Raw genomic sequence first — 24,539 nt, forward strand, 5'->3', positions numbered from 1 at the left:
AATGAGCAAAAAGAAACTTTACATCATTCTAGCCATCGTGGTACTCCTGGTAGTTATTCTGGTTATTGGGAAAAAGGCCGGTTGGTTCGGCGATTCGGGCAATGTCAAGGAAGTGGAGATCGCTAAGATCGAACCTATAGATATTACCGAAACGGTTGCGGCTACCGGAAAGATTCAGCCCGAAGTTGAGGTAAAACTTTCTTCTGAAGTGTCAGGGGAGATCATAGAACTTCCGGTGGTGGAGGGACAGCAGGTGGAGAAGGGTGATCTTCTGGTGCGTATTAACCCCGATATTTATCAATCCAGTGTTCAGCGGGCAAGAGCCGGTTACCAGAATACAAAAGCTAATTATGCGCAGACCCAGGCTAATTTGAAACAGGCTGAAGCCGATTATAATCGAAATAAGACCCTGTTTGAAAAAGGGGTCATTTCCAGGGCAGAATGGGATGCAGTAGTTTCAAACTATGAAGTCGCTCAGGCCACTAAAGAGTCAGCTTATTACAGTATGCAAAGCTCTGCGGCCAGTGTTACAGAAGCTCAGGATAATCTAGGGAGGACCACTATCTATGCTCCTATGAGTGGCACCATTTCCAAGCTGGATGTTGAACTTGGGGAAAGAGTAGTGGGAACCCAGCAAATGGCTGGAACCGAAATCCTTCGAGTGGCAAATCTGGACAATATGGAGGTGGAAGTTGATGTGAACGAGAATGATATCGTAAAAGTTTCAGTCGGAGATTCCACGATCGTTGAAGTGGATGCGTATTTAGGAAAGGAATTCAGGGGAATTGTAACTGAAATTTCCAATACTGCCGATAACCAGTTAACTACAGATCAGGTTACCAACTTCAAGGTCAAGGTAAGGATCCTTAAGGATTCCTATTCAGACCTCATGGAAGGAAAAATGGATAATTACTCCCCATTCAGGCCTGGAATGACGGCTACAGTGGATATTATTACCAATAAGCGCAAAGACGTCCTGGGAGTGCCAATAAGCTCTATTGTTATTAAGACCGATACCACTGCAGGAAAAAAATCCTTTGTTACCAAACCGGCCGATGAAGATGAAGAAAGATTTGAATGTGTGTTTGTAAAAGACGGAGATAAAGCTAAATTGCGTGTCGTTGAGACGGGTATTCAGGATGACTCGCATATTGAGATCACCAAAGGTCTTGAAGCCGGAGAAGTGGTGATCACCGGTCCTTATAATACCGTAACAAAGAGCCTGGATACCGGTGACGATATTGAAGTTAAAAAGGAAGAAGAGAAAGAAACCGATTAAAAGAAGATATTTTGGCAACAATTTTATGTCTGGAGACGGCAACAACCAACTGTTCGGTAGTTATTGCCAGGGATGGAGAAATACTTGCTATAAAAGAAGATAATTCCAAAGGATATTCCCATTCCGAAAAATTGCATGTTTTTATAAATGGAATTCTGGAAGAAACAGGACTTAGTGTAGACGATCTTGATGCGGTTGCCATAAGCAAGGGGCCGGGTTCTTATACAGGTTTGAGGATTGGTGTTTCTGCAGCAAAAGGATTATGTTTTTCACAGGATATCCCGTTAATCTCGGTACCTACCCTTCAGCTTTTGGCTAAGCAGCTGAATAATAATGAAGGAAGCATTGTTTCCATGCTGGATGCCCGAAGAATGGAAGTGTATTCCGCTGTGTATGATTCTCACGGGAAGCAGATACGAGATACAAGGGCAGAGGTGCTTGAAGAAAACTCATTTCAGGAATATCTGGAAAAAGGAAAAGTACATTTTATCGGGAACGGAGTAGCTAAGTTTGAAGATATCTGTAAGCATCCTAATGCGGTTTTTCATACACAGAAGTTTCCTTCAGCGTCAGAAATGGCAGAGATCGCGGAAATGAAATACAAAAAAAGCGACACCGAAGATGTCGCCTATTTTGAACCTTATTATTTAAAGGATTTTATAGCGGGTTAATTATTCCGCTTTTCCTGTTTTTGCAACCGTTCCATTCATTTTGGTCTGATCGTACAGATAAATGTCCCTCTGCGGATATGGAATAGTCATTCCGGCTTCCTCAAGCCTTATCTTACCTTCTTCTATCATATACCAGTGCAGATCCCAGAATTTGCTTACCGGGGCAAAATATCTTACCGAAAAGTTTACCGAATTGTCTCCAAGTTCTGAAACGATGACCTGTGGTGCCGGATCTTCAAGAATATCTTCCTGTTCCTTTACCATATTGGTAAGCACTTCCTTGGCTTTCTTAATATCGTCGTCGTAGGAGATGCCAAAAGTAAGGTTCTCTCGGCGAGTACTATTGAAGGTGTAATTGGTAATATTATCATTACTGAGCTCTCCATTGGGTATCACCACGCGCTGGTTTCCAAAGGTGTCCAGTTTGGTATAGAATAATGAAATTTCCATCACACTACCCGAAACTCCCTGAGCTTCTATCCAGTCGCCAACTTTGAATGGTTTAAGTACAATTATTAATACCCCACCAGCCAGGTTGGCCAGAGATCCCTGTAATGCCAGGCCTATTGCCAGACCGGCGGCACCAACAGCGGCTACCAGAGAAGCGCTCTCCACACCCAACTGGGTGATCACAAGCACGAAAAGGAGAATTTTAAGTCCCCAGCTTGATGCATTTACAGTGAATTTTTCCAGGGTTGGATCGTAATCCTTTCTTTCGAATAAACGCTTAAGATAATTTACGATGAGTTTGATAACCCATAATCCAACAACAAGGAGCACAATGGCTCCAATGAGGGTAGGTAGATAATCAATGAACTTTTCGGCGTATTCTTTAGCGATAGCGCCCCAATTGTTCAGCTTTTCCATAATTTTTTTCTTGGTTTTTTATTTTAAGCTTTAATTCTAAAAAAATAGCGCTTATTTCCTGTTTAATTTTTGTTAAACTTCTGAAATGAGTTGCCTGGCCTCGGTTTTCGAGCTTACCGGTAATTGGCAGGAGCCTTCCCGACAAACATATATCAGATGTTTTCCTTCTACAAACCGATCTTTAAGTAATGCCAGTGCTGAGGGTTTATTAGTAGCAGCCAGTACCGTATTTGGAAGGAACTCGGTCTGGAAATATTCGGTGAATTTGTAATAATCCTCGCCGGTTATGGCAATTTCATGGAAGGGATGTGTAAAGTTCATCATTAAATCCAACCAGTTGGAATAGTACTGAGGATGTTCAGGGATCCTATCTTTTATTGTTTGGAGCATCTCCTTAGCCTTCCTGATATGATCTGTTCTTCCGGTAAGTTTACCCAGTTTAAAAAGATTCCTGGCCATTACCGAATTAGATGATGGAATCACATTGTCACTAATTTCAAGTGTTCTGGTGACCAATTGACGGTCTTTTTTGGAAGTGAAGAAGAACAAACCGGATTGTGCGTCGGGAAAATCTTCAAAAACGATTTCAATTAAATTTTCACAGACCGCCAGATATTTGGTCTCAAAAGTGGTTTCATAAAGATTTAAAAAAGCTTCTATTGCAAAGGAGTAATCTTCCAGATAACCATTGATGGCACTTTTCCCTTTTTTATAGGTATGAAACAATCTGCCGTCTTCCTGCAACTGATTTTTTTGAATAAATTCTGCGTTGCGTTTAGCAACCTCAAGGTATTTTTCCTTACGAAATGTTTTATAAGCTTCAGCATAACCACTTATCATCAAGGCATTCCATGAGGTGAGGGATTTGTCATCCAGGCTGGGTTTCGGTCTTTGTTTTCTTGCTTCCCCTAATATTTTTAACCAACTCTGTCTTTTCCTATTAAGTTCCGCTTCCGGCATATCCAACTTTTCAGCCAGTTCCTTAAATGTAGCCGTTCTAATAAGCACGTAATTATCAGCTTCCCATTTACCGGTCTTATTAATATTAAATACGTCGGAAAACATTTCGAAATCTGCTTTAAGCAGATTCTCCAGTTCCTCTTTTGTCCATACGTAGTAGGCTCCTTCCTTCTTTTCCCCAGCCTTGCTTTCACTATCTGCATCCAGAGCTGAATAAAAAGCACCTGAAGGATCGGTCATTTCAGCATCTATAAAATAAAGTGTTCTTTCAACCACTTCCCTGAACCATTCATCTTTTGTGATCTTAAAAGCCTTTGAATACAGTTGCACAAGCTGAGCGTTGTCATAAAGCATTTTTTCAAAATGCGGAACATGCCATCTTTCATCAACCGAATACCGTGAAAATCCTCCCTCTACCGGATCAAAGACTCCTCCCCAGGAGATCCTGTTTAAAGTATGTATACAGTGATCCATAAGATCATCATCGGAATTCTGATAGGAATATCTCAGTAAGAATTCGTAATTGCTGGGCATCATGAACTTGGGGGCTCCTTTACCCCCGCCATTCTTGAGATCAAGGCTGCGTTTCCATTTATCCAGCAAAGGAGTAAGGAAGTCCCTGTGAAAGTCTTGTTTTTGGGATGCAGGCTCAATAATTTGAATCTGTTTAAGCCCAGATTCAAGCCTGGTTGCATATTCCTCCAGTTGTTCCGGTTTTGTTTGATACAGATGAGAGATCTGTTTAAGTGCCTCTATCCACTGTTTCTTCCTGAAATAGGTGCCTCCCCAAACCGGTCGGCCGTCCGGAAGCGCGACAACATTCATTGGCCAGCCTCCCATTCCCGTCATTACCTGAACTGCATTCATGTATACCTGATCTATATCCGGTCTTTCCTCCCGGTCTACCTTGATACAGACATAATTTGAATTCATTATTTCCGCGACTTCCTTATCCTCAAAACTTTCATGTTCCATCACATGACACCAGTGACAGGCAGAATAGCCTACGCTTATTAGAAGGAGACGGTTTTCCTTTTCAGCCAATTGGAGACTTTCTTCATTCCAGGCTTTCCAGTTCACGGGGTTATGGGCATGCTGGAGCAGATATGGACTGCTTTCGTGAATAAGCTCATTGGTGTATTTTGGTTGGTCATTCGTCATTTTTAGCCTTTTTGTAAGGTTTTTATCCAGAAAACAGGATTTTTTACAATTATTTTAAAAGTACTAATTATAGAAGATGAAAGGGAATTCGTAATATTAATATTTTAATAACTTAACTTGCTGATTTTGATATTGAATCAAACAATACTTTGACTCTTCTAAATTGAACATTAGATGGAAGATATCTATATAGTAATGTTAGTTGCTCTTTTTGCCCTGGCGGTTACCGATCTGGTAGTTGGAGTGAGCAATGACGCCATTAATTTTCTGAATTCTGCCATTGGGTCCAAAGCCGTTTCCATGCGAACCATTATGATAGTGGCAAGTTTAGGTGTGGCCGTGGGTGCTATCTTTTCCAGTGGACTTATGGAAGTAGCACGGAAGGGTATATTCCTGCCTGGGGAATTTTACTTTGACGAGATCATGATCATATTCATGGCCGTGATGCTTACCGATGTGCTATTGCTGGACTTTTTTAATTCCATGGGACTGCCTACTTCCACCACAGTTTCAATTGTGTTTGAATTATTAGGGGCAGCCGTGTGTATGGCCACGATAAAGATTTATACTCAAACCGATGGGAACCTTACAGCCCTTACGGGTTATATCAATACCGCCAAAGCGACAGAGATCATCGTTGGGATACTTATGGCAGTAGTGATAGCCTTCATAGTAGGAGCGGTAGTACAGTATATTTCAAGGCTGGTATTCTCTTTTCAATATGAAAAAAAGATCAAATATGTAGGTGCGATATTCGGAGGTTTTTCGCTCACTGCGATCCTTTATTTCATTCTAATCAAGGGGATGAAGAGCGTACCCTATATATCAGATTCCATGATAGAGTATGTGAATTCAAACACTCTGATCATTGTTGGGATTGGGTTTGTGATCTTTACCGGTATTTCTCAATTTATCATGAGCGTTCTTAAATTCAATATCTTAAGAATGATAATTATTGTCGGGACCTTCGCTCTGGCACTGGCATTTGCAGGAAATGATCTTGTTAATTTTATCGGGGTGCCTATCGCCGCATGGCAGTCGTTCGATTTATGGCAAACGGCTTACGAAGCAACTGGAACCCTGCCTTCTCAATTTGTAATGACCGGCCTGGCAGGAAGCGTTCCTACACCTGAACTTTTACTGATCGCTGCTGGAGGAGTAATGGTTATTACTCTCTGGTTCTCCAGTAAGGCAAGATCGGTTGTGGATACAGGTATTAACTTAGCCCGGCAGGGAGATGGGGTTGAAAGATTTGAACCAAACTGGCTTTCCCGGGGGATCGTAAGGTATTCTGTATTATTCGGCAATGCCGTAACCACAGTCTTTCCGGAAAGTTTTAAAACGAAGATTGAAAATAAATTCAGCAAACCTTCCACTCATTTAAAAAACAGGCGTATAGACACTCCGGCCTTTGATATGGTGCGGGCTTCTGTTAATCTGGTGATGGCAAGTGTTCTAATCTCCATAGGTACCAATATGAAATTGCCTCTTTCTACTACTTATGTCACGTTTATGGTGGCTATGGGTACTTCGCTGGCCGACAGGGCCTGGGATCGGGAAAGTGCTGTTTACAGGGTAGCCGGGGTGCTTAACGTGGTAGGTGGGTGGTTTGTGACTGCTATTGTTGCTTTTACTGCAGCGGCAGTTTTTGGTGCGATTATCTATTATGGAGGAACAATAGCCCTTGTAGTCCTGATCATTCTAGCATTAACCGTTGTGGTGAGGAGCGGAATAATTCATTCCAGGAAGAGCCGCGAGGAAAAAAGAAAGAAAAGATTTAAGAAAAGCGATATTATTACAATTAATGAGATCACCTCGGAAACTTCAGAAAATATATCCAATGTGATTGGCGGTATCAATAAGATGTATTCAAAGACGGTGGATCATCTTGGATATTATGATCTCGGGAAACTCAAAAAGAGTTATAAAAAGATCGAAAACCTGGAAGCTGAGGTGGATGAACTAAAGGATAATATCTTTTATTTCATTAAATCTTTAGACGAAAACTCTGTTGAGGCGAGTAAATTTTATATACTCACTATAGATTACCTGCAGGATATGGTTCAGTCTATCGGATTCATTACCAGGAACAGCTATAATCATGTACATAACAATCATAAGAACCTTAAATTTAATCAGATCAGGGACCTGAAGAAGGTAGATGACAGGATGCAGGTTCTTTTTGATGAAATCACCGCGACTTTCGATAATCACGAATTCGGAAATATTAATAATCTTTTGAATGAGAAGCAGGAGCTGATGGATTATGTAAGTGACCTTATTCAAAAACAGATCACTCGCATTCGCACTTCAGAATCAAGCCCAAGGAACACGAAACTTTATTTTGGAATTTTGCTGGAAACCAAAGATCTCATTGGTTCTACAATGAATCTGTTACAACTGTTTCAGGAATTCTATAATGAGGCGAGATCACCGGTATATTGAAAAAAAAATCCCTTAATTAAGGGATTTTAAATTTTTAGCCATTGATAGCCTCAACATATTCAACCTTATCTCTCAGCATATCTCGCAGCATGGTCTCGATCCCGCTTTTCAACGTCATAGTGGACGAAGGACAGCCGCTACAGGCTCCCTGTAATATAACCTTAACGGTCTTGTTGTTTGCATTATAACTGTCAAAAAGGATATTTCCTCCATCGCTGGCAACTGCAGGTTTAATATACTCATCCAGTATGGCCACTATCTGTTTCGAAGTATCATCCAGATTATCAAAATCTGTTGGATTATTTTCTCCGGCCTCAGCCTTATCTGAATTTTCAGCCTGAATTCTTTCTTCCGTTAAAACCTCGTTTCCTTGCTGGAGGTAATCCCTGATGAATTCTCTTAATTCGAGAGTGATCTCATCCCAGCTGGCCATATCGTACTTCTGAATAGACACATAATTTTGGTCAATGAATACCTCCTTAACGAAAGGAAAATGGAAAAGCTTCTGCACCAGCGGTGCATCTTTAGCCTCGTCTATGTTCTTGAACTCTGCCGATTTCAGAACCAGTTTTTTATTGGCAACGAATTTCATCACCGCCGGATTGGGAGTACTCTCGGCATAAACAGTTACAGGAACTTTTCCCTGTGAACTCTCGGTTTTCTTGATAACCACACCACCTTTATTAAGATAGGATTCTATCTGCTCTGCCACTTCCTCCTGTACATCTGGCCATTCCACGATATCATATTTCTCTATCGCAATAAAATTCTGGGCGATGTATACCGTTTTAACAAAGGGGAGATAGAAAAGTTGCTGAGCCAATGGAGAATCCTTTGCTTCATCTATGTTCTTGAATTCAAAATTCTCGTGGCGGGTAAGAAATTTATTAGCCTCGAATTTTACAATCGTAGGCGTTGTTGTTTGGACTATATTTATAGTAAAATCTTTCATCACAAAATTTTTGGCAAAAATACTAAAGAAAAACAAGCTATTACATATATTTACTGGCTTTATGGAAAGTAGGTCCGTATTTAAATGCCAGCGGCATTTACACTTAAAAAAAACAGTCGGGGTTTTATTGTTCGTAATATTCTGGAATATTTGTTCAATAAGAGCCCAGGAAGTTATTCCTACTTATTCAGATTACCTCACCGACAATCTTTACCTGATACATCCTTCGATGGCGGGAGCCTCGAATTATGACCAGTTAAGACTAACGGCAAGACGCCAGTGGTTCGACGTGGAGAACGCTCCTAACTTACAGACCCTGGCCTACAATTCCAGATTAGGAGATAAGATAGGGGTAGGGGGAATACTTTTTCGGGATGAAAATGGGAATTTTTCTAAACTGGGAGCTTATGGGACCTTCGCTTATCATCTTATGTTCTCCCGCAGTACTGCTGATCTTAACCAGTTGTCTTTTGGGATCAGTGCCGGAGTTATTCAACACAGGCTTGACGAAAGCGGATTTACCAGATTCGATCCTCTACTCGGAAATAATACAGCCGATATCTTTGCGAATATGGATCTTGGAATTTCCTATTACGTAAGAGATCTTTATTTCCATCTGGCAGCCAAGAACATACTATCTGTGAGCCGTGAACTCTTTTATTCTGATGCCGTGCCGAGCAATATGCGGAAGTATCTTTTTTCTGCCGGTTATGTTTTTGAGCTTAATCCGAATGATCCCTGGAGCTTTGAACCTTCAGTTTTGTTCCAGGTGAGAGAAGCTACGAACGAAATGTCGGTTGATGCGAATTTCAAGGCTTATTATGAACTGGAGTATGGTGATCTTTGGGGTGGCCTGTCTTACCGGAACAGTCTGGAAGGAGCTGAGTATACGATTGACGGGGAGGAGGTTAAGAACCAGCAATTGCGATATATTACTCCTTTTGTAGGGATGGATTACAAGAAATTTATATTTGGATATACTTTCAGTTATCAGTTAAACTCACTTGTGTTAAGCAATAGCGGCTTTCATCAGATAACACTTGGATATAATTTCGGGGAAAGTAGGGAACGCTACGACTGTAAGTGTCCGGCCATCAATAATTAGAATTCCAGGAAAGAAACTTCATAATGGTTGGATTCAGCCCGGATAATATCTGAAAGTACCTTTGGATCTACATTGGTATAGAATCTCGGGGCTTTAGCATTTTCATTTGAATTCAACAAATTGTATTGTTCGAGTACTGCTCTGGTTTGTCTGGCCACAGCTTCTCCAGAATCTATGATGCTTACATCATCTGGCAGTATTTTTTTAAGCAGGGGAATAAGATAGGGGTAATGGCTACAGCCTAACACCAGATAATCTATTCTTGCCTTCAGCATTGGTTCCAGAAGCTTTTCCAGAAGCCGCTGGGTTTCTGGTGCTTCCTTCTTTCCGCTTTCAATAAGTTCTACCAGGCCATTTCCTTCCACCTCTATTACATTGATGTCCTGAGTGTACAATTCTGAGGTCTGGGCGAAAAGTTCACTGGTAAGCGTTCCCCGGGTAGCAAGAATACCAACAGCCTTATTAGAGCTTTTAAGCGCGGCAGGTTTGATCGCGGGTTCTATTCCTATAAAGGGAATATCATAAGAAGCTCTTAGTATTTTTATCGCATTGGTAGTTGCCGTATTACAGGCCACTACTATAATCTTAGCGCCCATTTCCAGTAACTTCTCGGTATTCTTTACGGAGAGACTGATAATCTCTTCCTGGGGCTTAATACCATAAGGGGCGTTCCTGCTGTCAGAAAGATAGATCGTTTGCTCATGAGGCAACAATTGATGGATCTCCTTCCAGATGGAGGTGCCGCCCACCCCCGAATCAAAAATACCAATAGGTCTGGAATTGCTCATATAGGTACAAAAATAAAAACTGCGTACAAGTGTACGCAGTTTTTTAAGTTTATTTATGTTGGTCTGTAATTACAGCCCTAACTCTTTCTTTACATCTGGCATAAGATCATAACCGTCAGCTAAAAGTACTCCTGTACCAGTAGTAGAATCCAGCACATAGTCATATCCTTTATCTCTGGCTACTTTTTGGATAGCAGTACGCACTTTTTCAAGAATAGGTCTTAGCAGGTCATTTTCTTTCTTCTGAAGATCCTGTCTTGCCTTGGCACTGTGCTCCTGAATTCTTCGCTGAGCTGCCTGAAGTTCCATAGCTCTCTTTTGGTTCTCTTCCTCAGACTTTGTATTCGCTTCGGCTTCGTAACGCTGCATGGTGTTCTGAGCTTCAGATAACATATCTTTTATTTCGGCATCATAAGTTTTTTCCAGTTTCTGAAGCTGATCCATCGCGCCTTTATACTCCGGTAATGATTGTACCAGCTCCTGGGTAGCGATATGCGCAACTTTAGATTGTGCATTAGTGAAAGCAGTAGCGCCAATCATTAAAGCTAAAGCTATAAAAAGTGTTCTGAATTGTTTCATTTTAATCGTCGTTAAGTTTAAGGTTTAAAAATTTAGTTTATTGTATCGTTCTTCTTTTCTCTCGCCTTCAGGATGGAATCCCTTTTCCTTTCTCTCTCGGCAAGAATCTTTTGTCTTCTTTCTTCAAATTCTTTTTGCTTGGCAGCTCTTATTGAATCTCTTTCTCTCTTTTTGGCTTCTATATATGCCTCACGTTCATTCTTTTTTTCCTCTACCAGCTTTTCTCTTTCCTCGATCGCGTCTTCCTGTTCAGGAGTTCGCTCCTCGGCTTGTTCCATTTCGCTTATCTCCTCCTTGGTCTCAAGCTGTTGCCTGTTCGCCGTTCTTTTGATGGTTCTTAGAACCAGTTCGCTTACATCATATTGCTTGTCTGCATATATCATTCCAATATCTGATGTGCGGTCAAAAACAAAATCAAGGTTTCGGTTTTCGGCAATTTGCTGAACCGCGGTGAATACCTGGTCCTGGATTGGTCTTACCAGTTGTTTTTTCTGGATCATGTAATCACCGTTGGGACCAAATCGGTTTTGCTGATATTCGAGTGCCTGCTGTTCCATATAAGAAATCTCTTCTTCTCTTTCTTCAATCAATTCCTTGGTAAGAAGCGGTCTTTCATTATCCAGCCTGGTTCTCATTTCTGCCACTTTTCTCAGTTTGGCTTCAGCTTCAGCCTTCCATTCCTGTACGCGGTTTTCAAGTTGCTGATTCGCTTCCTGATATTCGGGAACATTCTGCAGAATATATTCCATATCTATATATCCAAGTCTTATACTTTTCTGAGCCATCACTGTAGTGAGGCTGATGGCGACAATAGCTACTATGGAAAATATTCTTTTTTTCATTTTAATCCGAATATAGAAAATATCATGCCAAATTAAAATTGCTGGCCAATGATAAAATGTGTTTCCCATCCATTTGGACCCGGTTGCCCTACTATAGGGTCAAATCCGTATCCGAAATCTATTCCAAGTAATCCGAAGGTAGGCATAAATATACGTAATCCTACACCGGCAGACCTGCTCAACTGGAATGGATTATAATCCCTGAAATTGTCATAAGACGCACCTGCCTCCAAAAATGAAAGAGCATAGATAGACGCGGCCGGCTTCAAAGTGATAGGGAATCTTAATTCCAGCGAGTATTTGTTATAAATAACCGCTCCATCGTCCCGGGCATTTGCCGGTCTGTCAATAGGTACTACCGATTGGTTCGGATAACCTCTTAGCTGAATAGTTTCCCTTCCATCAAGGCTGTATGCTCCAAGTCCGTCACCACCAACATAGAAACGCTCAAATGGAGGTACTCCCCGTGCACTGTTGTAGGCTCCAAGGAAACCATATTCGGCATGCGTTCTAAGTACAAGATTACTGCTCGGTCCAAAGCTGGCAAGATTGGTATACCAGGTTCCGGCGAATTTGATCTTATAAAATTCCAGCCAGTTATATTTCTTTTGGTCTACCTTCTGTGTGTCCGGAACTGAATTGTCTGGACTTACCCGGTTCCCCTCGTAATCAACCAGATTTCCGTCATCGTTCCTTAACTGATATTCATCCTGGTTTTCAAGATTCGCATAATCCACACCGTTCCATAATGAATATGGCGGAGTCAGCTTGGCTGTAAATGCAAATTTTGAACCTCCGGTAGGGAATATCGGGTTGATATAAGTATTGTCCCTGGTAATCCCTAACTGGTAATAAAGGTTGTTAGAGAATCCGTCACCAAATGTGAATAGACCTGTATTATAGTTGTTAAGGTCATAACGCTGAAAACCTATGGCGTTAGAGATAGTAACGAACTGGTCTGGTGAAGTAAGTCTTTTTGCCAGACCTATGCTCACACCAAGTATGTCAAAGCTTCGGCTTTTGTCGGCCTCCCTGTTTATATAGTCAAAAAGGAATTGTCTTGTATAGCTAAATGATGTAGAAAGGCTCACTGGTCTTTTCCCTCCAAGCCATGGCTCTCTGAAAGAGAGGCTGTAAGTTTGATAAAAGGTGCTGGCCTGAGCTCTCAGGGACAGTGTCTGGCCGTCTCCCATTGGGATAGGGTCATAGGCTTCCTTATCAAAAAGTCCCTGGATCGAGAAGTTGTTAAAAGATAATCCCAGAGTTCCTATAAAGCCTCCGCCACCATAACCTCCCTGAAGTTCTATCTGGCTGGAACCGGACTCCACCACAGGATATTCGAGGCTAAGAGTTCCAGTTTGAGGGTTGGGCTCAACAAATTTTGGTTCCAGCTGTTCGGCATCAAAGAAACCTAACTGTCCAAGTTCACGAACTGTAGCAACTACTGCTTCCTGACTGTATTTCTGGCCGGGTTTTGTTCTCATTTCCCGGTATATCACATGGTCTTTTGTTTTTTCGTTTCCGGTAACTCTTATTTCATCAAAATATGCTTCTTTGCCTTCAACGATCCTTACCTCGAAATCTATAGTGTCATTATAAACATTAGTTTCAACAAGATCTATGTTTGAAAAGAGATAACCATTGTTCTGGTACAGGTTGGCAACCGATGTTTTATTGGGTTCTCTACCCTGTACACGTTCTTCGATAAGAACACCATTATAGACATCTCCTTTTTTGAGTCCGAGCACTCTGTCTAACATCTCATCGCTATAGGCAGAATTCCCAAGGAAATTTATATCGCCAATATAATATTGGTTTCCTTCTTCAATTTTGAGTTCCAGGGCAATTGTTTCTTCATCTTTTTTAACAAGACTGTCAGAAATGATCCTGGCATCCCTGTATCCCTCTTCCTTATACTTGTCTATTACGGCTTCCTTGTCTTCCTGATAATCGGCTCTAACGAATTTTGACCTTTTCCAGAACCTGAACAGATTCTTCTGTTTTGTGTTCTTCATGTTCCGTCTCAACTTAGCGTCAGAGAGTTTCTCATTGCCGGTAAATTCGATATCCGAGATCTTCACACGATCTCCTTTGTTGACGTCCACAACCATATTTACCTGGTTGGTAGCGGTGCCTGTAGTATCGGTAGCTTCAGAAGTCCTGACGGCTACTTTTGTGTTGAAATAACCTTCTTTCCGGTATTTATTTTCTATATAATTTTTAGTAGTTGTAATGAGGTTTTCGGTCACCTTGACCCCAGGTTTCAGATTGTTTTCCTCAATGAGCTCATCGCGCTGTCCCTTTTTCTTTAAACCTGTGAACCTCACTTCCTTTAAGACGGGGACCTCTTTTATCTCCAGCTCAAGATCGGCTACATTGTCCTCCACATTGGTGATATAAAAATTGATATCACTAAAAAGGTCGAGTTCCCATAACTTTTTGATCACAGAGCTTAGCCTGTCACCGGGTATATATATTTCATCGCCTTCTTTGAGGCCTGTATAGGCTATTACAGTGCTTTCGTTATAGGTTGTGGTGCCTGTGACCTTAATATCGCCAATGATATATTTTTTTGAATCTCCGAGGGGTAGGTCCTGTGCTTTTGCAGCTATACTGAATATGAAACAAATCGCAAAGAGTGTAAATATCTTTCTTGTCATGGATGCACTAACTGAGTTGCTCACTTGTTTTTCCAAATCTTCTTTCTCTGTTTTGATAGTTGTATATGGCTTCAAAAAGATCATTTCTTCTAAAATCCGGCCATAAAATTGTTGTAAAATACAATTCGGCATAGGCAATTTGCCATAAAAGGAAATTGCTAATGCGCTGTTCGCCACTGGTACGGATCAAAAGATCCACGTCTGGCAAATTTCGGGTGTAAAGATGCTCATTTATAACCGATTCATCAACTGCATCAGGATTTAATTCTCCACTTTTTACTTTATCGGTTATTTGTCTTACACAATTTGTAATTTCTTCCCTGCTGCCATAACTAAGAGCAAGGGTTAAAACCATTCGGGAATTACCTGAGGTCCTGTCTATAACGTCCAGTAACTCTCTTCGGGCTTTCTTTGGGAGGTTAGAAAGATTTCCAATAGAGTTAAGTCTAATGTCGTTATCCATTAGGGTCTTTATTTCCTTTTTCAAGGAGGAGACCAGTAACCTCATAAGTGTGTCTACCTCTAATTTGGGTCTGTTCCAGTTTTCGGTAGAAAACGCGTAAAGGGTAAGGTTTTTCACTCCAAGTTCGGCACTACCCTCAACCACATCACGTACAGCTTTGGTGCCTTCTTCGTGTCCCGAAGCCCTGAGCAAACCTTTCTTTTTAGCCCAACGGCCGTTCCCGTCCATGATGATCGCTATATGGGCTGGGAGTTTATCAGGATTTATATTGTCTTTATAATTCATTTAAAAGCAATAACAAGGCTTGCGCCCAAAGGTAAAGGTTAAAGTTAAACCGGTAAACATATACCAGTCGTTAGTATTTCGGTTACCGAATTCTCTGTCGGGATCTCTTCTGTCCAGATATTCTTCGGGCCAGCTTCCGTCCAGGTTATCGGTAAAAGTATATCTCGCTCCAATTTCAAATGCAGCGATAATATTTTCAGTAACGGCTTCCTTGTATCCCATGATCATGGGGATCGCGAAAGACCAGTTGGTTCCCTGGTTTACCAGGTTACCACCTCTCCCGTTCTTTAGCCAGACATGATCAGCTCTAAAATAGGTTACGCCGGTATAAAGGTAAGGCGAAGTTTGCGGTAATGCCTCTGATAGGTCATATTCCCAAAAATTGAATTCTATACCTAATGAGGCTTCAGCAATGGTATTCTCAAAAGAATACCCGCGTTGCTGTCTTCTGGTATCATGAGACTTGGTATCGTCGGCAGAGATCTGGGCGTACAGCAGTGTAAGCCTTAAGGCGTGCCTGGTACTTCGGTTCCATTTGGCTATGAGGCCTCCTACCGGGGTATTTGGTAAAATATAATTGGTACGCCCAACATCCCCGATAAAATTTGCACCTCCGGCGAAAGCCCCTACCTCAACCTGTTGTGAGTATGTGCTTGTTGTAAAAAATGCCATCACTACAAATGCGATTATGTACCTCATAGGTTTTCAAAAGTTTGCAAATATAACAATTCTGTTTGCTCTGCAATAATTTGAGCAGATTTGTACATAGGTATAAACACTTTTTGGAAGCTTTTATTGCTTAGTTGCGCTTGTCTTCACCCCATAGCAGTTTTTTTCGAAGAGTGTTCAAAAAACTATCTTCCCGTAGTTCTACAAAATTTATGGTGTAGGGTGCTTTTTTTATCAGGATTTCTGTATCGTTCTCCAGGGTGGCGATACGAGAGTCCATAGAAACCAGATGTTCTTTTTCCCGACCTGAAACCTTTAACTTAATGGTAGTGTGGTCTTTGATTACCAGAGGTCTTGCATTCAAATTATGCGGGGCTATTGGGGTAATCACAAGGGAGTCGGCATCCGGTGTGATCACTGGTCCACCACAGCTAAGAGAGTAGCCGGTAGAACCCGTTGGGGTGGAAATTATCAATCCGTCTGCCCAGTAAGAGGTAAGGTACTGGTCGTCCAGCCAGGTGTCTACCGTGATCATAGATGTGGTGTTCTTACGGCTAACGGCAATCTCATTCAGGGCAATATGGGAAAAAACAGGCTCAAAATTCCTGGGACTGGTCTTTAGAGTTAGTACAGAACGTGGGGAGATACTAAAATTCTTTTCGAGTATATCATCCAGCGTACTTTTGATCTGTTCTTTCTGAATTGTGGCCAGAAAGCCCAGTCTTCCGGTATTAATCCCTACGATTGGGATATTCAGGTTCCTTATATAATTTATCGATTTGAGAATGGTGCCGTCACCACCTATGCAAAAGAATAGTTCAAAGGAGTTGTCCAGTTCCTCAAAGGCCGTAAAATGCTCATAATCCTTATCAATGGTCTTATTACTGTGAATAAGTTCCAGAAAATCCTTTTCTATAAGTACTTCTACGTTTCTTTCGTTTAGCAGTTCAAGTAACTGGCCTATATATTGTGCGGCGTTTGGATGATAGAATTGACCGTAGATGCCTATTTTCATAGATTAAATGTTCAGATATTTGTCCAGATATTTGGAGCGGTCTTTAAGGTTTTTGTTGAAAGTGTCTTCCTGATGTTCAGATATGATAATATAGCCATATCTTCTGAAGGACTGAATGATCTCATTCATACCGGAAGGTGTGATCTTTAGAGTGATCTCTGCCATATCGTCTTCGATCTTTGAGACAAACGACCCTAACAGGTGCGCATTATGGGATTCCACGATCTGACTGATTTCTCCAAAGGTAAAATCCTTAAAAGCCTTTTCTATTATAAGGATGTTACCGGGCTCGTGTAAAAAAGGTGTCTCCTTGAACAGCGAGATCATCTCATTAAGTTCAACATAGCCCAGGTATTTATTTTCATCATCCAGGACAGGCAGAATGTTCGAGTTGTTCTGCGCAAAGGCTTCCAGGCTGTCCAGCCAGTAATTGTTCTCCCTTACATAAAAGCCTTCAAGAGCATAACGGTAGTCATCCAGTGTTTTCTCATTTTCAAAACATCTGATATCATTCTCTGACACACAGCCCACATAGATTCCGTTATCCTCCACCGGAAGATGAGTATAGGTCAACTGATTGAAAAGCTTCTGGATGTCTCCAACTTTTTCCGAAAGCTTCAATATCTCTACATCGTTCAGTATATGTTCTTTCAAACTCATGACTCAGCTCCTTTTCCGCAAATTAATCAAAATTATATTCATTGAAGCAGACTGCTCTTTGTATTTTTGTTAATTAAATGAAGTAAAAATGACCAAATTAAGCGTAAATATCAACAAAATTGCCACACTTAGGAATGCGCGTGGAGGAGATGTGCCCAATGTAGTGGAAGCTGCAAAGAACATTGAATCGTTTGGAGCTCAGGGGATCACGGTGCACCCAAGGCCAGATGAGAGGCATATTCGTTATAAGGATGTAAAGGAATTGAAACCGGTACTTACTACCGAATTCAATATTGAAGGTAAGCCGATACAGCAATTTATAGATCTTGTGCTGGAGGCGAAACCTGCGCAGGTGACCCTTGTTCCCGATGCCGAAGATGCCATTACCTCCAATTCAGGATGGGATACCTTGATGCACAGGGAGTATCTCGAAGAGGTGATCTCTGAATTTAAATCAAATGGTATTCGTACTTCCATTTTTGTAGATCCGGATATAAAAATGATAGAAGGTGCGGCAAAAACCGGTACAGATCGTATCGAACTATATACAGAAAGTTTTGCGGTAGGTTATTCCAAAGGGGACTTTGATGCCGTTATACCTTATACTGAATGCTCGAAACTTGCCCATGTGCTGGGGCTGGAGGTGAATGCCGGTCACGATCTGTCTTTAAAAAATATAAAATACTTCAGTGCCAGTGTCCCTCATCTTGCGGAAGTATCGATTGGACATGCGCTCATCTCTGAAGCTCTTTACCTTGGCCTGGAAAAAACTATCGAAAAATATTTGAAACTATTAAAATAAAATATGGAATTACACTCTGTGATCCTTGGAGAAGGAAGGCCGTTTCTAATACTGCATGGCTTCCTGGGGATGAGCGATAACTGGAAGACTTTAGGAAAGCAATTTGCAAAAGATGGTTTTCAGGTCCATCTTATAGATCAGAGAAATCATGGTAAGAGTCCGCATAGTGATGAGTTCTCTTATGAGCTGATGGCACAGGATGTTAAAGATTATTGTGATTCACATAATTTAAAGGATATCATTTTACTTGGTCATTCCATGGGAGGAAAGACTGCGATGCTTACTGCATGCGATAATGAAGGCCTGGTAGAAAAACTGATAGTAGTGGATATCGCGCCTAAATACTACGCGCCTCATCATCAAAAGATACTTGAGGGACTTACGGCACTTGATGAAGCTAAGCTCACTTCCCGCGGAGAGGCTGAGGATTTCCTGAAGGAATATATATCCGAAACCGGAGTAAGACTTTTCCTTTTGAAGAATCTTTACTGGAAAACTAAAGAGCAGCTGGCATTAAAACTTAACCTCGATTCTCTTAAGGTTAACATTGAAAATGTAGGAGTGGCGTTGCCTGAGGATAAGAGTTTTGAAGGTGACACTATTTTCATAAAAGGAGAAAATTCAGATTACATTACCGCTGAAGATCATGCTGCGATCAAAAGGCAATTCCCTCGTGCTGAAATTGCTGAAATTAAAGACGCCGGTCACTGGGTGCACGCTGAAAATATGAAGGTGTTTTACGACCGTGTCCTCCGATTTGTTTAAAATCTTTCTAAATTTATTATGTATGCATAAGAAATGTGCTCATTTTGTTGCGCAATCTCTATTTTATGCTATTTTTGGCGCTAACATTTTATGACTTACAAAATATAATCCTATTTAAATTATGAAAAGACTATTTCTACTTGGCCTTTTTGTTTTGGCTACGGCCATTACCTACGCCGGTGGTTACAGGGTGAGTTTGCAGGGGCAGCGATCCCTGGCTATGGGACACACCGGAGTTGCTGTGGTAAATAATGCTGAACTGGCCTTCTTTAATCCTGCCGGACTGGTTTTCCTTGAAGACCGTATAAACGCTGCTGTGGGGGTAAGTGCGGTATTCTCAGATGTTGTTTGGCAAAACGAAGAATACGGCCAGATGGCTCGAACCGATAGCCCTGTTGGTACCCCATTTTATGCTTATTTCTCTTATAAATTAAGTGAGAAGTTCAGTGTTGGACTTGCAGCCTATACTCCATACGGTAGTTCTGTTGCCTGGGAGAAAGACTGGGCAGGATCTCACCTGGTGAACGATATTGAGCTGGCGGCTATTTATGTTCAGGCCCTTGGTTCCTATAAGATTACCGATAATCTCTCTATTGGAGGTGGTCCTATCTACGTAAGTGGTTCGGTTAATTTTAACAGAAACCTTAACAGAACCCTTACAGATCTGGAAGGAAACAGAACCAATGTTACACTTGATGCCTCTGGTGTTAGTGCCTGGGGATGGTCTGCCGGAGCTATGTGGAGCCCTGTTGACAGTTTGCGAATAGGGGTTAATTACCGCTCCGAGATCATTGTAGATGCGCAGGACGGGGATGCCGATTTTGAGAACGTTCCTAATTCTCCTTTAACTCCTTTCCAGGATACTACTTTTGACGCTGAATTGCCATTGCCGGCAGAATTAACGGTAGGTGTTTCCTATCAGTTGAACGAGAAATGGCTATTCGCCTTTGATTATAACCGTACTTTCTGGGATGTATATGAATCGCTGGATGTGGATTTTGGAAATCCTAATATCCCGGATTCAAATAATCCAAGGAATTATAAAGATGCTTCGATCTACAGGTTCGGACTTCAGTATACGGCTAATGAAACATTTACGCTAAGAGCTGGTTACTACTTTGACGAGTCGCCTGTACAGTCAGGGTATTTTGCTCCTGAGACTCCTAGAAACGACTCCAATAACTTTACCGGAGGACTTTCTGTTAATGTAAGCGACAGGGTTGCGATAGACGCTTCCTTCCTTTACAGCCGTTTTGAGGAGATTAATGAGTCTTACGATTATTATCAGGAAAATGAACAGAATGTACCTTTTGAAGGAACCTATAAATCAAGTGCATTTATTCCTGGTCTTGGTGTAACAATTAAAATTTAATTAGAGAGATGAAGAACTATTTTAAATATATGGCGATTCTGGCACTGGGAATTGTTTCCTGTGAGCCGGAATTGGAAAATTCAATCGAAGATGCAGACGTTTATACAAGCGGAGAAGCCGATTTTTCTAACTACGTAGCCCTGGGGAACTCTCTTACAGCAGGTTATGCAGATGGTGCTCTTTATATTACTGGCCAGGAAAACTCCTATCCTAATATCCTTGCACAAAAATTTGCCCTTGCTCAGGAAACAAACGGTTTTACTCAGCCTTTGGCAAATGATAATATCGGAGGACTTTTGCTGGGAGGTACTAAGATTGCAGAGCCACGTTATGTTCTTTCTGTAGGTGCAACTGGTCCCCTTCCGGGAAGGCTTAATGCTGAACCAACTACCGAAGTGACAAATAAACTACAAGGCCCGTTCAATAATATGGCGGTACCTGGAGCGAAATCCTATCATTTATTAGCTGAGGGGTATGGAAGCATTGCTGGACTTCAAACTGATCCTCCATCTTCGAATGCTTATTTTGCGAGATTTGCGACTTCAGATAATACTTCTGTGCTTGCTGATGCCTTAGCTCAGGATCCTACTTTCTTTACCTTATGGATAGGTAATAATGATGTGCTTGGTTATGCTACATCAGGTGGAGTAGGTACTTATCAGATAGATAATACTGATGTTACAGAATATGGTCCAAATGATATAACTAATCCTATTGCATTTTCCATGGTCTACAGGCAAATTGTTGAGCCTTTGGCTGAAACTGCAGATGGAGTGTTATTGAATATTCCTGATATTACTTCTGTTCCTTATTTCACTACCATTCCTAATAACGCCCTGGCACTTGATGCTAGTACGGCTGCAAATCTTACAAGTTTCTTTCAGGCAGTAGCAGGGGTGTTTGCCCAGGTTCTTATGCAGGATCCTAATGTAACTCCTGCACAGGCCCAGGCTCTAGCATCGCAATATGCTATACAATTCAGTGAAGGGGCTAACAGATTCTTAATCGAGGTGCCGGCTAGCCCAACAAATCCTCTTGGGTTTAGGCAAATGACAGAAGAGGAATTGCTATTATTGCCAATAGACCAGGCGGCTTTAAGACAGGGATATGGATCAGTGGTGCTCACCCAGGAGGTGGGAGCTGTACTTGCTGTTTTACAGTCTGGTGGTCAGCCAACTCCGGAGCAGGTTCAAACGCTTTTTGGTGCTGTTAGTGGAATAGCCGATGAGGATGCTTTGGATTCTGAAGAAATTCAAAATATTAGAACAGCTACCGCTGCATATAATGAAGCTATCAAAAGTACTGCAGATGCTTTGGGCTTAGGTTTTGTTGATGCCAACGCATTAGTTGCAAAGCTTGATTCTGAAGGTATAGCCTTTGACGGGGGTGTACTCACTTCAACTTTCGTTCAAGGAGGTGCTTATTCTCTTGACGGAGTTCACCAAACTCCACGTGGTTCGGCAGTAATTGCCAACGCAATCATCGATGAAATAAATGCTACTTATGGAGCTAAATTGCCTAAGGCAAACATTGGGGATTATGGAACTGTGACTCTGGATCAGAACGTTCAATAATATTAAATTTGATATAAAATTTAGAAAGGCCGGGTTTTTCCCGGTCTTTTTTTTGCAACTTTACTAATAACCAATACCAAAAATTATGAATTTTATACTTCGACTTCTGCTCACCGCACTTGCCGTTGTAATTCTGGCTAAATTATTACCCGGTGTGAGTGTAGATAGTTACTGGACCGCCATTATCGTGGCCGTAGTTCTTGCTATTCTAAACCTTATTGTGAAGCCAATCCTGGTTTTGCTTACCCTCCCCGTCACTATTTTGACCCTGGGGCTTTTTCTTCTGATTATAAATGCAATCATCATTTTTATAGCAGACGGATTTGTCTCCGGCTTTGATGTGGATGGCTGGCTTATAGCCATAATTTTTAGTCTTTTATTATCCATCATTCAGTCAATACTTTTCTCGATTCTTAAATCAGATTAGATTTAACTGAATTTCAATAATTTGAAACTTTGCAGGCTTTTGAAAAAAATGTAATTTTGCACTCCAATTTTTTATAACAGATCAAAATGAATATTACCAGAGAGAATATTGATGAATTAAATGCGGTAGTTAAAGTTGATATCGCTAAAGAAGATTATGCCGGTAAAGTAGAGAAGATTTTAAAGGATTACCGTAAGAATGCCAATATTCCCGGTTTCAGAAAAGGTCACGTGCCTATGGGAATGGTCAAGAAACAATATGGTAAGGCTGTGCTCGTAGATGAGGTGAACAAATTGCTTCAGGATAGCCTTAACAAGTATCTAACCGAAGAAAAACTAGATGTTCTTGGTAACCCTATTCCAAAGGAGCAGGAGAATTTTGACTGGGATAATGATAATTACAGCTTCGAATTCGAATTGGGGCTTGCTCCGGAATTTGAAGTGAACCTGGACCTTAAGAAGCCTGTGACCAAATACAACATCGTGGCCGATGAGAAGATGGTGAACGATCAGGTAGAGAATATCCAGAAGCAGTATGGAAAACTTAAGAGTAAGGATGTAGCTGAAGAAGGTGATTCTGTAACCGGTACATTCAAGAATGAAGAGGAAGGTATTGAGAACGAATCTACCATAGAACTTGAGAACATTAAGGGGAAACGCAACCTTAACAAGTTTGTGGGTGCCAAGCCTGGTGATACCATCACTCTGAAGACCAAAAACCTTTTTGAAGATGATCATGCTTTGATCAATCACCTTAAGATAGATCACGATAAGGCTCACGATCTTGATATCGAAGTAGAGTTCACCATTTCAGAGATCAACGAAAGAGAACTTGCAGATCTGGATCAGGAATTGTTCGATAAGCTTTTCGGAAAGGATAAAGTGAAATCGGTTACAGAACTTAAGGAAAAGATCAAGGAAGATGCTGCCAAGCAATTTCAGCAGCAGAGCGATCAGCAATTAATGAACGATATTACTGAAGCGCTTATCGAGAACACGAAATTTGAATTGCCGAAGGAATTTCTTCAGAAATGGATCCAGACAGTGGGTGAAAAACCCCTTACCGAAGAGGAAGCTAAGGAAGAGTACGAGAAGAGCGAAAAAGGACTTCGTTATCAGTTGATCGAAGGGAAAGTGGTTAACGATAATGACCTTAATGTAGATTTTGAAGATCTTAAAGCCTTCACTACCGATAAGATCAAACAGCAAATGGCTCAGTTTGGTCAGACAGATCCTTCTCAAAAAGAACTAGACGATATTGCTGCGAGAATTCTTTCTAACCAGGACGAGGTGAAGAGATTGTCAGAGCAATTGATGAATGAAAAACTTCTGGATTTCTATAAGGAGAATATGAAATTTGAAGAAAAAGAGGTTACTTACGAAGAATTTGTGAAAGCTATCTATAAGTAAGCCTTTTTACGATATATTATCTATCTTTAAGGCGTTAACTCGATTGGGATAACGCCTTTTTTGGCTTGACAAGGGTTATAATAAAAAAATATTAAAAAATTGATGGACTACGGAAAGGAATTTCGAAAGTATGCTGTCTCAGATCATAACATCAACAGCAATTATTACGATAAGATTATAAGTAGCATGGTGCCAATGGGCATGACCCCGAATATCATTGAAGAACGCCAGATGAATGCTGTGGCAATGGATGTGTTCTCAAGATTGATGATGGACAGGATCATTTTTCTCGGAACAGGGATTAACGATCAGGTAGCGAATATTGTTCAGGCACAGTTGCTGTTTCTGGAAAGTACCGATGCTTCCAAGGATATCCAGATCTATATAAACTCACCGGGAGGTAGTGTTTATGCAGGTTTAGGGATCTATGATACCATGCAGTTCATAAAACCTGATGTGGCTACTATATGTACGGGTATGGCTGCTTCCATGGGAGCTGTTTTGCTTTGTGCCGGTGAAAAAGGCAAAAGAAGCGGACTTCCTCACTGCAGGGTGATGATACATCAGCCAATGGGAGGTGCCCAGGGACAGGCCAGTGATATTGAAATTACTGCCAGAGAAATCATAACTTTAAAAGAAGAACTATATAAGATCATCGCCAAACATACAGGCCAGACCTATGAGAGGGTGCACGAAGACAGTGATCGCGATTACTGGATGAAAGCTGAAAAGGCCAAAGAATATGGTATGATTGATGAAGTTTTAAAGCGAGAAGGTTAAATTGTAAAT

General features: G+C 41.2%; 22 protein-coding genes. 11 read left to right on the forward strand and 11 right to left on the reverse strand.

Annotated features, from left to right (window positions below):
- Position 1: 1 nt before the first annotated feature.
- Positions 2-1,279, forward strand: coding sequence for an efflux RND transporter periplasmic adaptor subunit (locus tag EZJ28_RS01885; protein ID WP_131394283.1), 1,278 nt, complete (start codon positions 2-4; stop codon positions 1,277-1,279).
- Between the two features lie 11 nt (positions 1,280-1,290).
- Entirely contained in the window at positions 1,291-1,950 is a 660-nt protein-coding gene (gene tsaB / locus EZJ28_RS01890; protein ID WP_131394285.1) for a tRNA (adenosine(37)-N6)-threonylcarbamoyltransferase complex dimerization subunit type 1 TsaB, read from the forward strand.
- On the opposite strand, the gene EZJ28_RS01895 is transcribed toward tsaB, so the two are convergent.
- Positions 1,951-2,817 (reverse strand): mechanosensitive ion channel family protein, encoded by an 867-nt coding sequence (locus EZJ28_RS01895; protein WP_131394287.1) that lies wholly within the window; start codon positions 2,815-2,817, stop codon positions 1,951-1,953.
- A gap of 72 nt (positions 2,818-2,889) precedes the next feature.
- The gene (locus tag EZJ28_RS01900) at positions 2,890-4,938 is read right to left on the reverse strand and encodes a thioredoxin domain-containing protein (protein ID WP_131394289.1); all 2,049 of its coding nucleotides are present in this window, start codon (positions 4,936-4,938) and stop codon (positions 2,890-2,892) included.
- A 174-nt stretch (positions 4,939-5,112) separates the two neighbouring features.
- Here EZJ28_RS01900 and EZJ28_RS01905 point away from each other — a divergent pair, with 174 nt between their 5' ends.
- Positions 5,113-7,383 (forward strand): inorganic phosphate transporter, encoded by a 2,271-nt coding sequence (locus EZJ28_RS01905; RefSeq protein WP_131394291.1) that lies wholly within the window; start codon positions 5,113-5,115, stop codon positions 7,381-7,383.
- A 34-nt stretch (positions 7,384-7,417) separates the two neighbouring features.
- Here EZJ28_RS01905 and EZJ28_RS01910 read toward each other — a convergent pair whose 3' ends face one another.
- Positions 7,418-8,335, reverse strand: a complete 918-nt coding sequence (locus EZJ28_RS01910; protein ID WP_131394293.1) for a NifU family protein — start codon at positions 8,333-8,335, stop codon at positions 7,418-7,420.
- Between the two features lie 61 nt (positions 8,336-8,396).
- On the opposite strand from EZJ28_RS01910, the gene EZJ28_RS01915 reads away from it, so the two are divergent.
- Positions 8,397-9,440 (forward strand): type IX secretion system membrane protein PorP/SprF, encoded by a 1,044-nt coding sequence (locus EZJ28_RS01915; RefSeq protein WP_131394295.1) that lies wholly within the window; start codon positions 8,397-8,399, stop codon positions 9,438-9,440.
- Here EZJ28_RS01915 and murI read toward each other — a convergent pair.
- From murI to EZJ28_RS01955, 8 genes are all read right to left on the reverse strand, one after another.
- A complete protein-coding gene (murI, locus tag EZJ28_RS01920) occupies positions 9,437-10,228 on the reverse strand; it encodes a glutamate racemase (protein WP_131394297.1) in 792 nt (263 codons plus the stop codon). The two genes, EZJ28_RS01915 and murI, sit on opposite strands and share 4 nt — an antisense overlap.
- 69 nt (positions 10,229-10,297) lie before the next feature.
- Positions 10,298-10,807, reverse strand: a complete 510-nt coding sequence (locus tag EZJ28_RS01925) for an OmpH family outer membrane protein (protein WP_131394299.1) — start codon at positions 10,805-10,807, stop codon at positions 10,298-10,300.
- 32 nt (positions 10,808-10,839) lie between these two features.
- Positions 10,840-11,649: an OmpH family outer membrane protein gene (locus EZJ28_RS01930; RefSeq protein ID WP_131394301.1), complete on the reverse strand. Its 810-nt coding sequence runs from the start codon at positions 11,647-11,649 to the stop codon at positions 10,840-10,842.
- A gap of 32 nt (positions 11,650-11,681) precedes the next feature.
- Entirely contained in the window at positions 11,682-14,309 is a 2,628-nt protein-coding gene (bamA, locus tag EZJ28_RS01935) for an outer membrane protein assembly factor BamA (RefSeq protein WP_242670048.1), read from the reverse strand.
- Between the two features lie 7 nt (positions 14,310-14,316).
- The gene (locus EZJ28_RS01940; protein WP_131394305.1) at positions 14,317-15,057 is read right to left on the reverse strand and encodes an isoprenyl transferase; all 741 of its coding nucleotides are present in this window, start codon (positions 15,055-15,057) and stop codon (positions 14,317-14,319) included.
- A complete protein-coding gene (locus EZJ28_RS01945; protein WP_131394307.1) occupies positions 15,058-15,756 on the reverse strand; it encodes a DUF6089 family protein in 699 nt (232 codons plus the stop codon). It lies immediately after the preceding gene.
- Positions 15,757-15,856: 100 nt separating this feature from the next.
- On the reverse strand, positions 15,857-16,741 hold the full coding sequence (locus EZJ28_RS01950; RefSeq protein ID WP_131394309.1) for an NAD kinase: 885 nt from the start codon (positions 16,739-16,741) through the stop codon (positions 15,857-15,859).
- Between the two features lie 3 nt (positions 16,742-16,744).
- Complete coding sequence (locus tag EZJ28_RS01955; RefSeq protein ID WP_131394311.1) at positions 16,745-17,401, reverse strand: CBS domain-containing protein; 657 nt, start codon at positions 17,399-17,401, stop codon at positions 16,745-16,747.
- An 88-nt stretch (positions 17,402-17,489) separates the two neighbouring features.
- On the opposite strand from EZJ28_RS01955, the gene EZJ28_RS01960 reads away from it, so the two are divergent.
- The 7 genes from EZJ28_RS01960 (at position 17,490) to clpP (ending at position 24,530) form a co-directional block, all read left to right on the forward strand.
- Positions 17,490-18,203 (forward strand): pyridoxine 5'-phosphate synthase, encoded by a 714-nt coding sequence (locus EZJ28_RS01960; protein WP_131394313.1) that lies wholly within the window; start codon positions 17,490-17,492, stop codon positions 18,201-18,203.
- Between the two features lie 3 nt (positions 18,204-18,206).
- Positions 18,207-18,968: an alpha/beta fold hydrolase gene (locus tag EZJ28_RS01965; RefSeq protein ID WP_131394315.1), complete on the forward strand. Its 762-nt coding sequence runs from the start codon at positions 18,207-18,209 to the stop codon at positions 18,966-18,968.
- A 121-nt stretch (positions 18,969-19,089) separates the two neighbouring features.
- Positions 19,090-20,340 (forward strand): OmpP1/FadL family transporter, encoded by a 1,251-nt coding sequence (locus EZJ28_RS01970; protein ID WP_131394317.1) that lies wholly within the window; start codon positions 19,090-19,092, stop codon positions 20,338-20,340.
- 8 nt (positions 20,341-20,348) lie between these two features.
- Positions 20,349-21,914 carry a G-D-S-L family lipolytic protein gene (locus EZJ28_RS01975; RefSeq protein WP_131394319.1) on the forward strand — a complete coding sequence of 522 codons (1,566 nt, stop codon included), beginning with the start codon at positions 20,349-20,351 and terminating at the stop codon, positions 21,912-21,914.
- Positions 21,915-21,999: 85 nt separating this feature from the next.
- On the forward strand, positions 22,000-22,341 hold the full coding sequence (locus EZJ28_RS01980; RefSeq protein ID WP_131394321.1) for a phage holin family protein: 342 nt from the start codon (positions 22,000-22,002) through the stop codon (positions 22,339-22,341).
- 86 nt (positions 22,342-22,427) lie between these two features.
- Positions 22,428-23,750, forward strand: a complete 1,323-nt coding sequence (tig, locus tag EZJ28_RS01985; RefSeq protein WP_131394323.1) for a trigger factor — start codon at positions 22,428-22,430, stop codon at positions 23,748-23,750.
- A gap of 102 nt (positions 23,751-23,852) precedes the next feature.
- Positions 23,853-24,530: an ATP-dependent Clp endopeptidase proteolytic subunit ClpP gene (clpP, locus tag EZJ28_RS01990; protein ID WP_131394325.1), complete on the forward strand. Its 678-nt coding sequence runs from the start codon at positions 23,853-23,855 to the stop codon at positions 24,528-24,530.
- Positions 24,531-24,539 lie beyond the last annotated feature (9 nt).

It is taken from the genome of Gramella sp. KN1008, assembly GCF_004332155.1.
GTDB lineage: Bacteria > Bacteroidota > Bacteroidia > Flavobacteriales > Flavobacteriaceae > Christiangramia.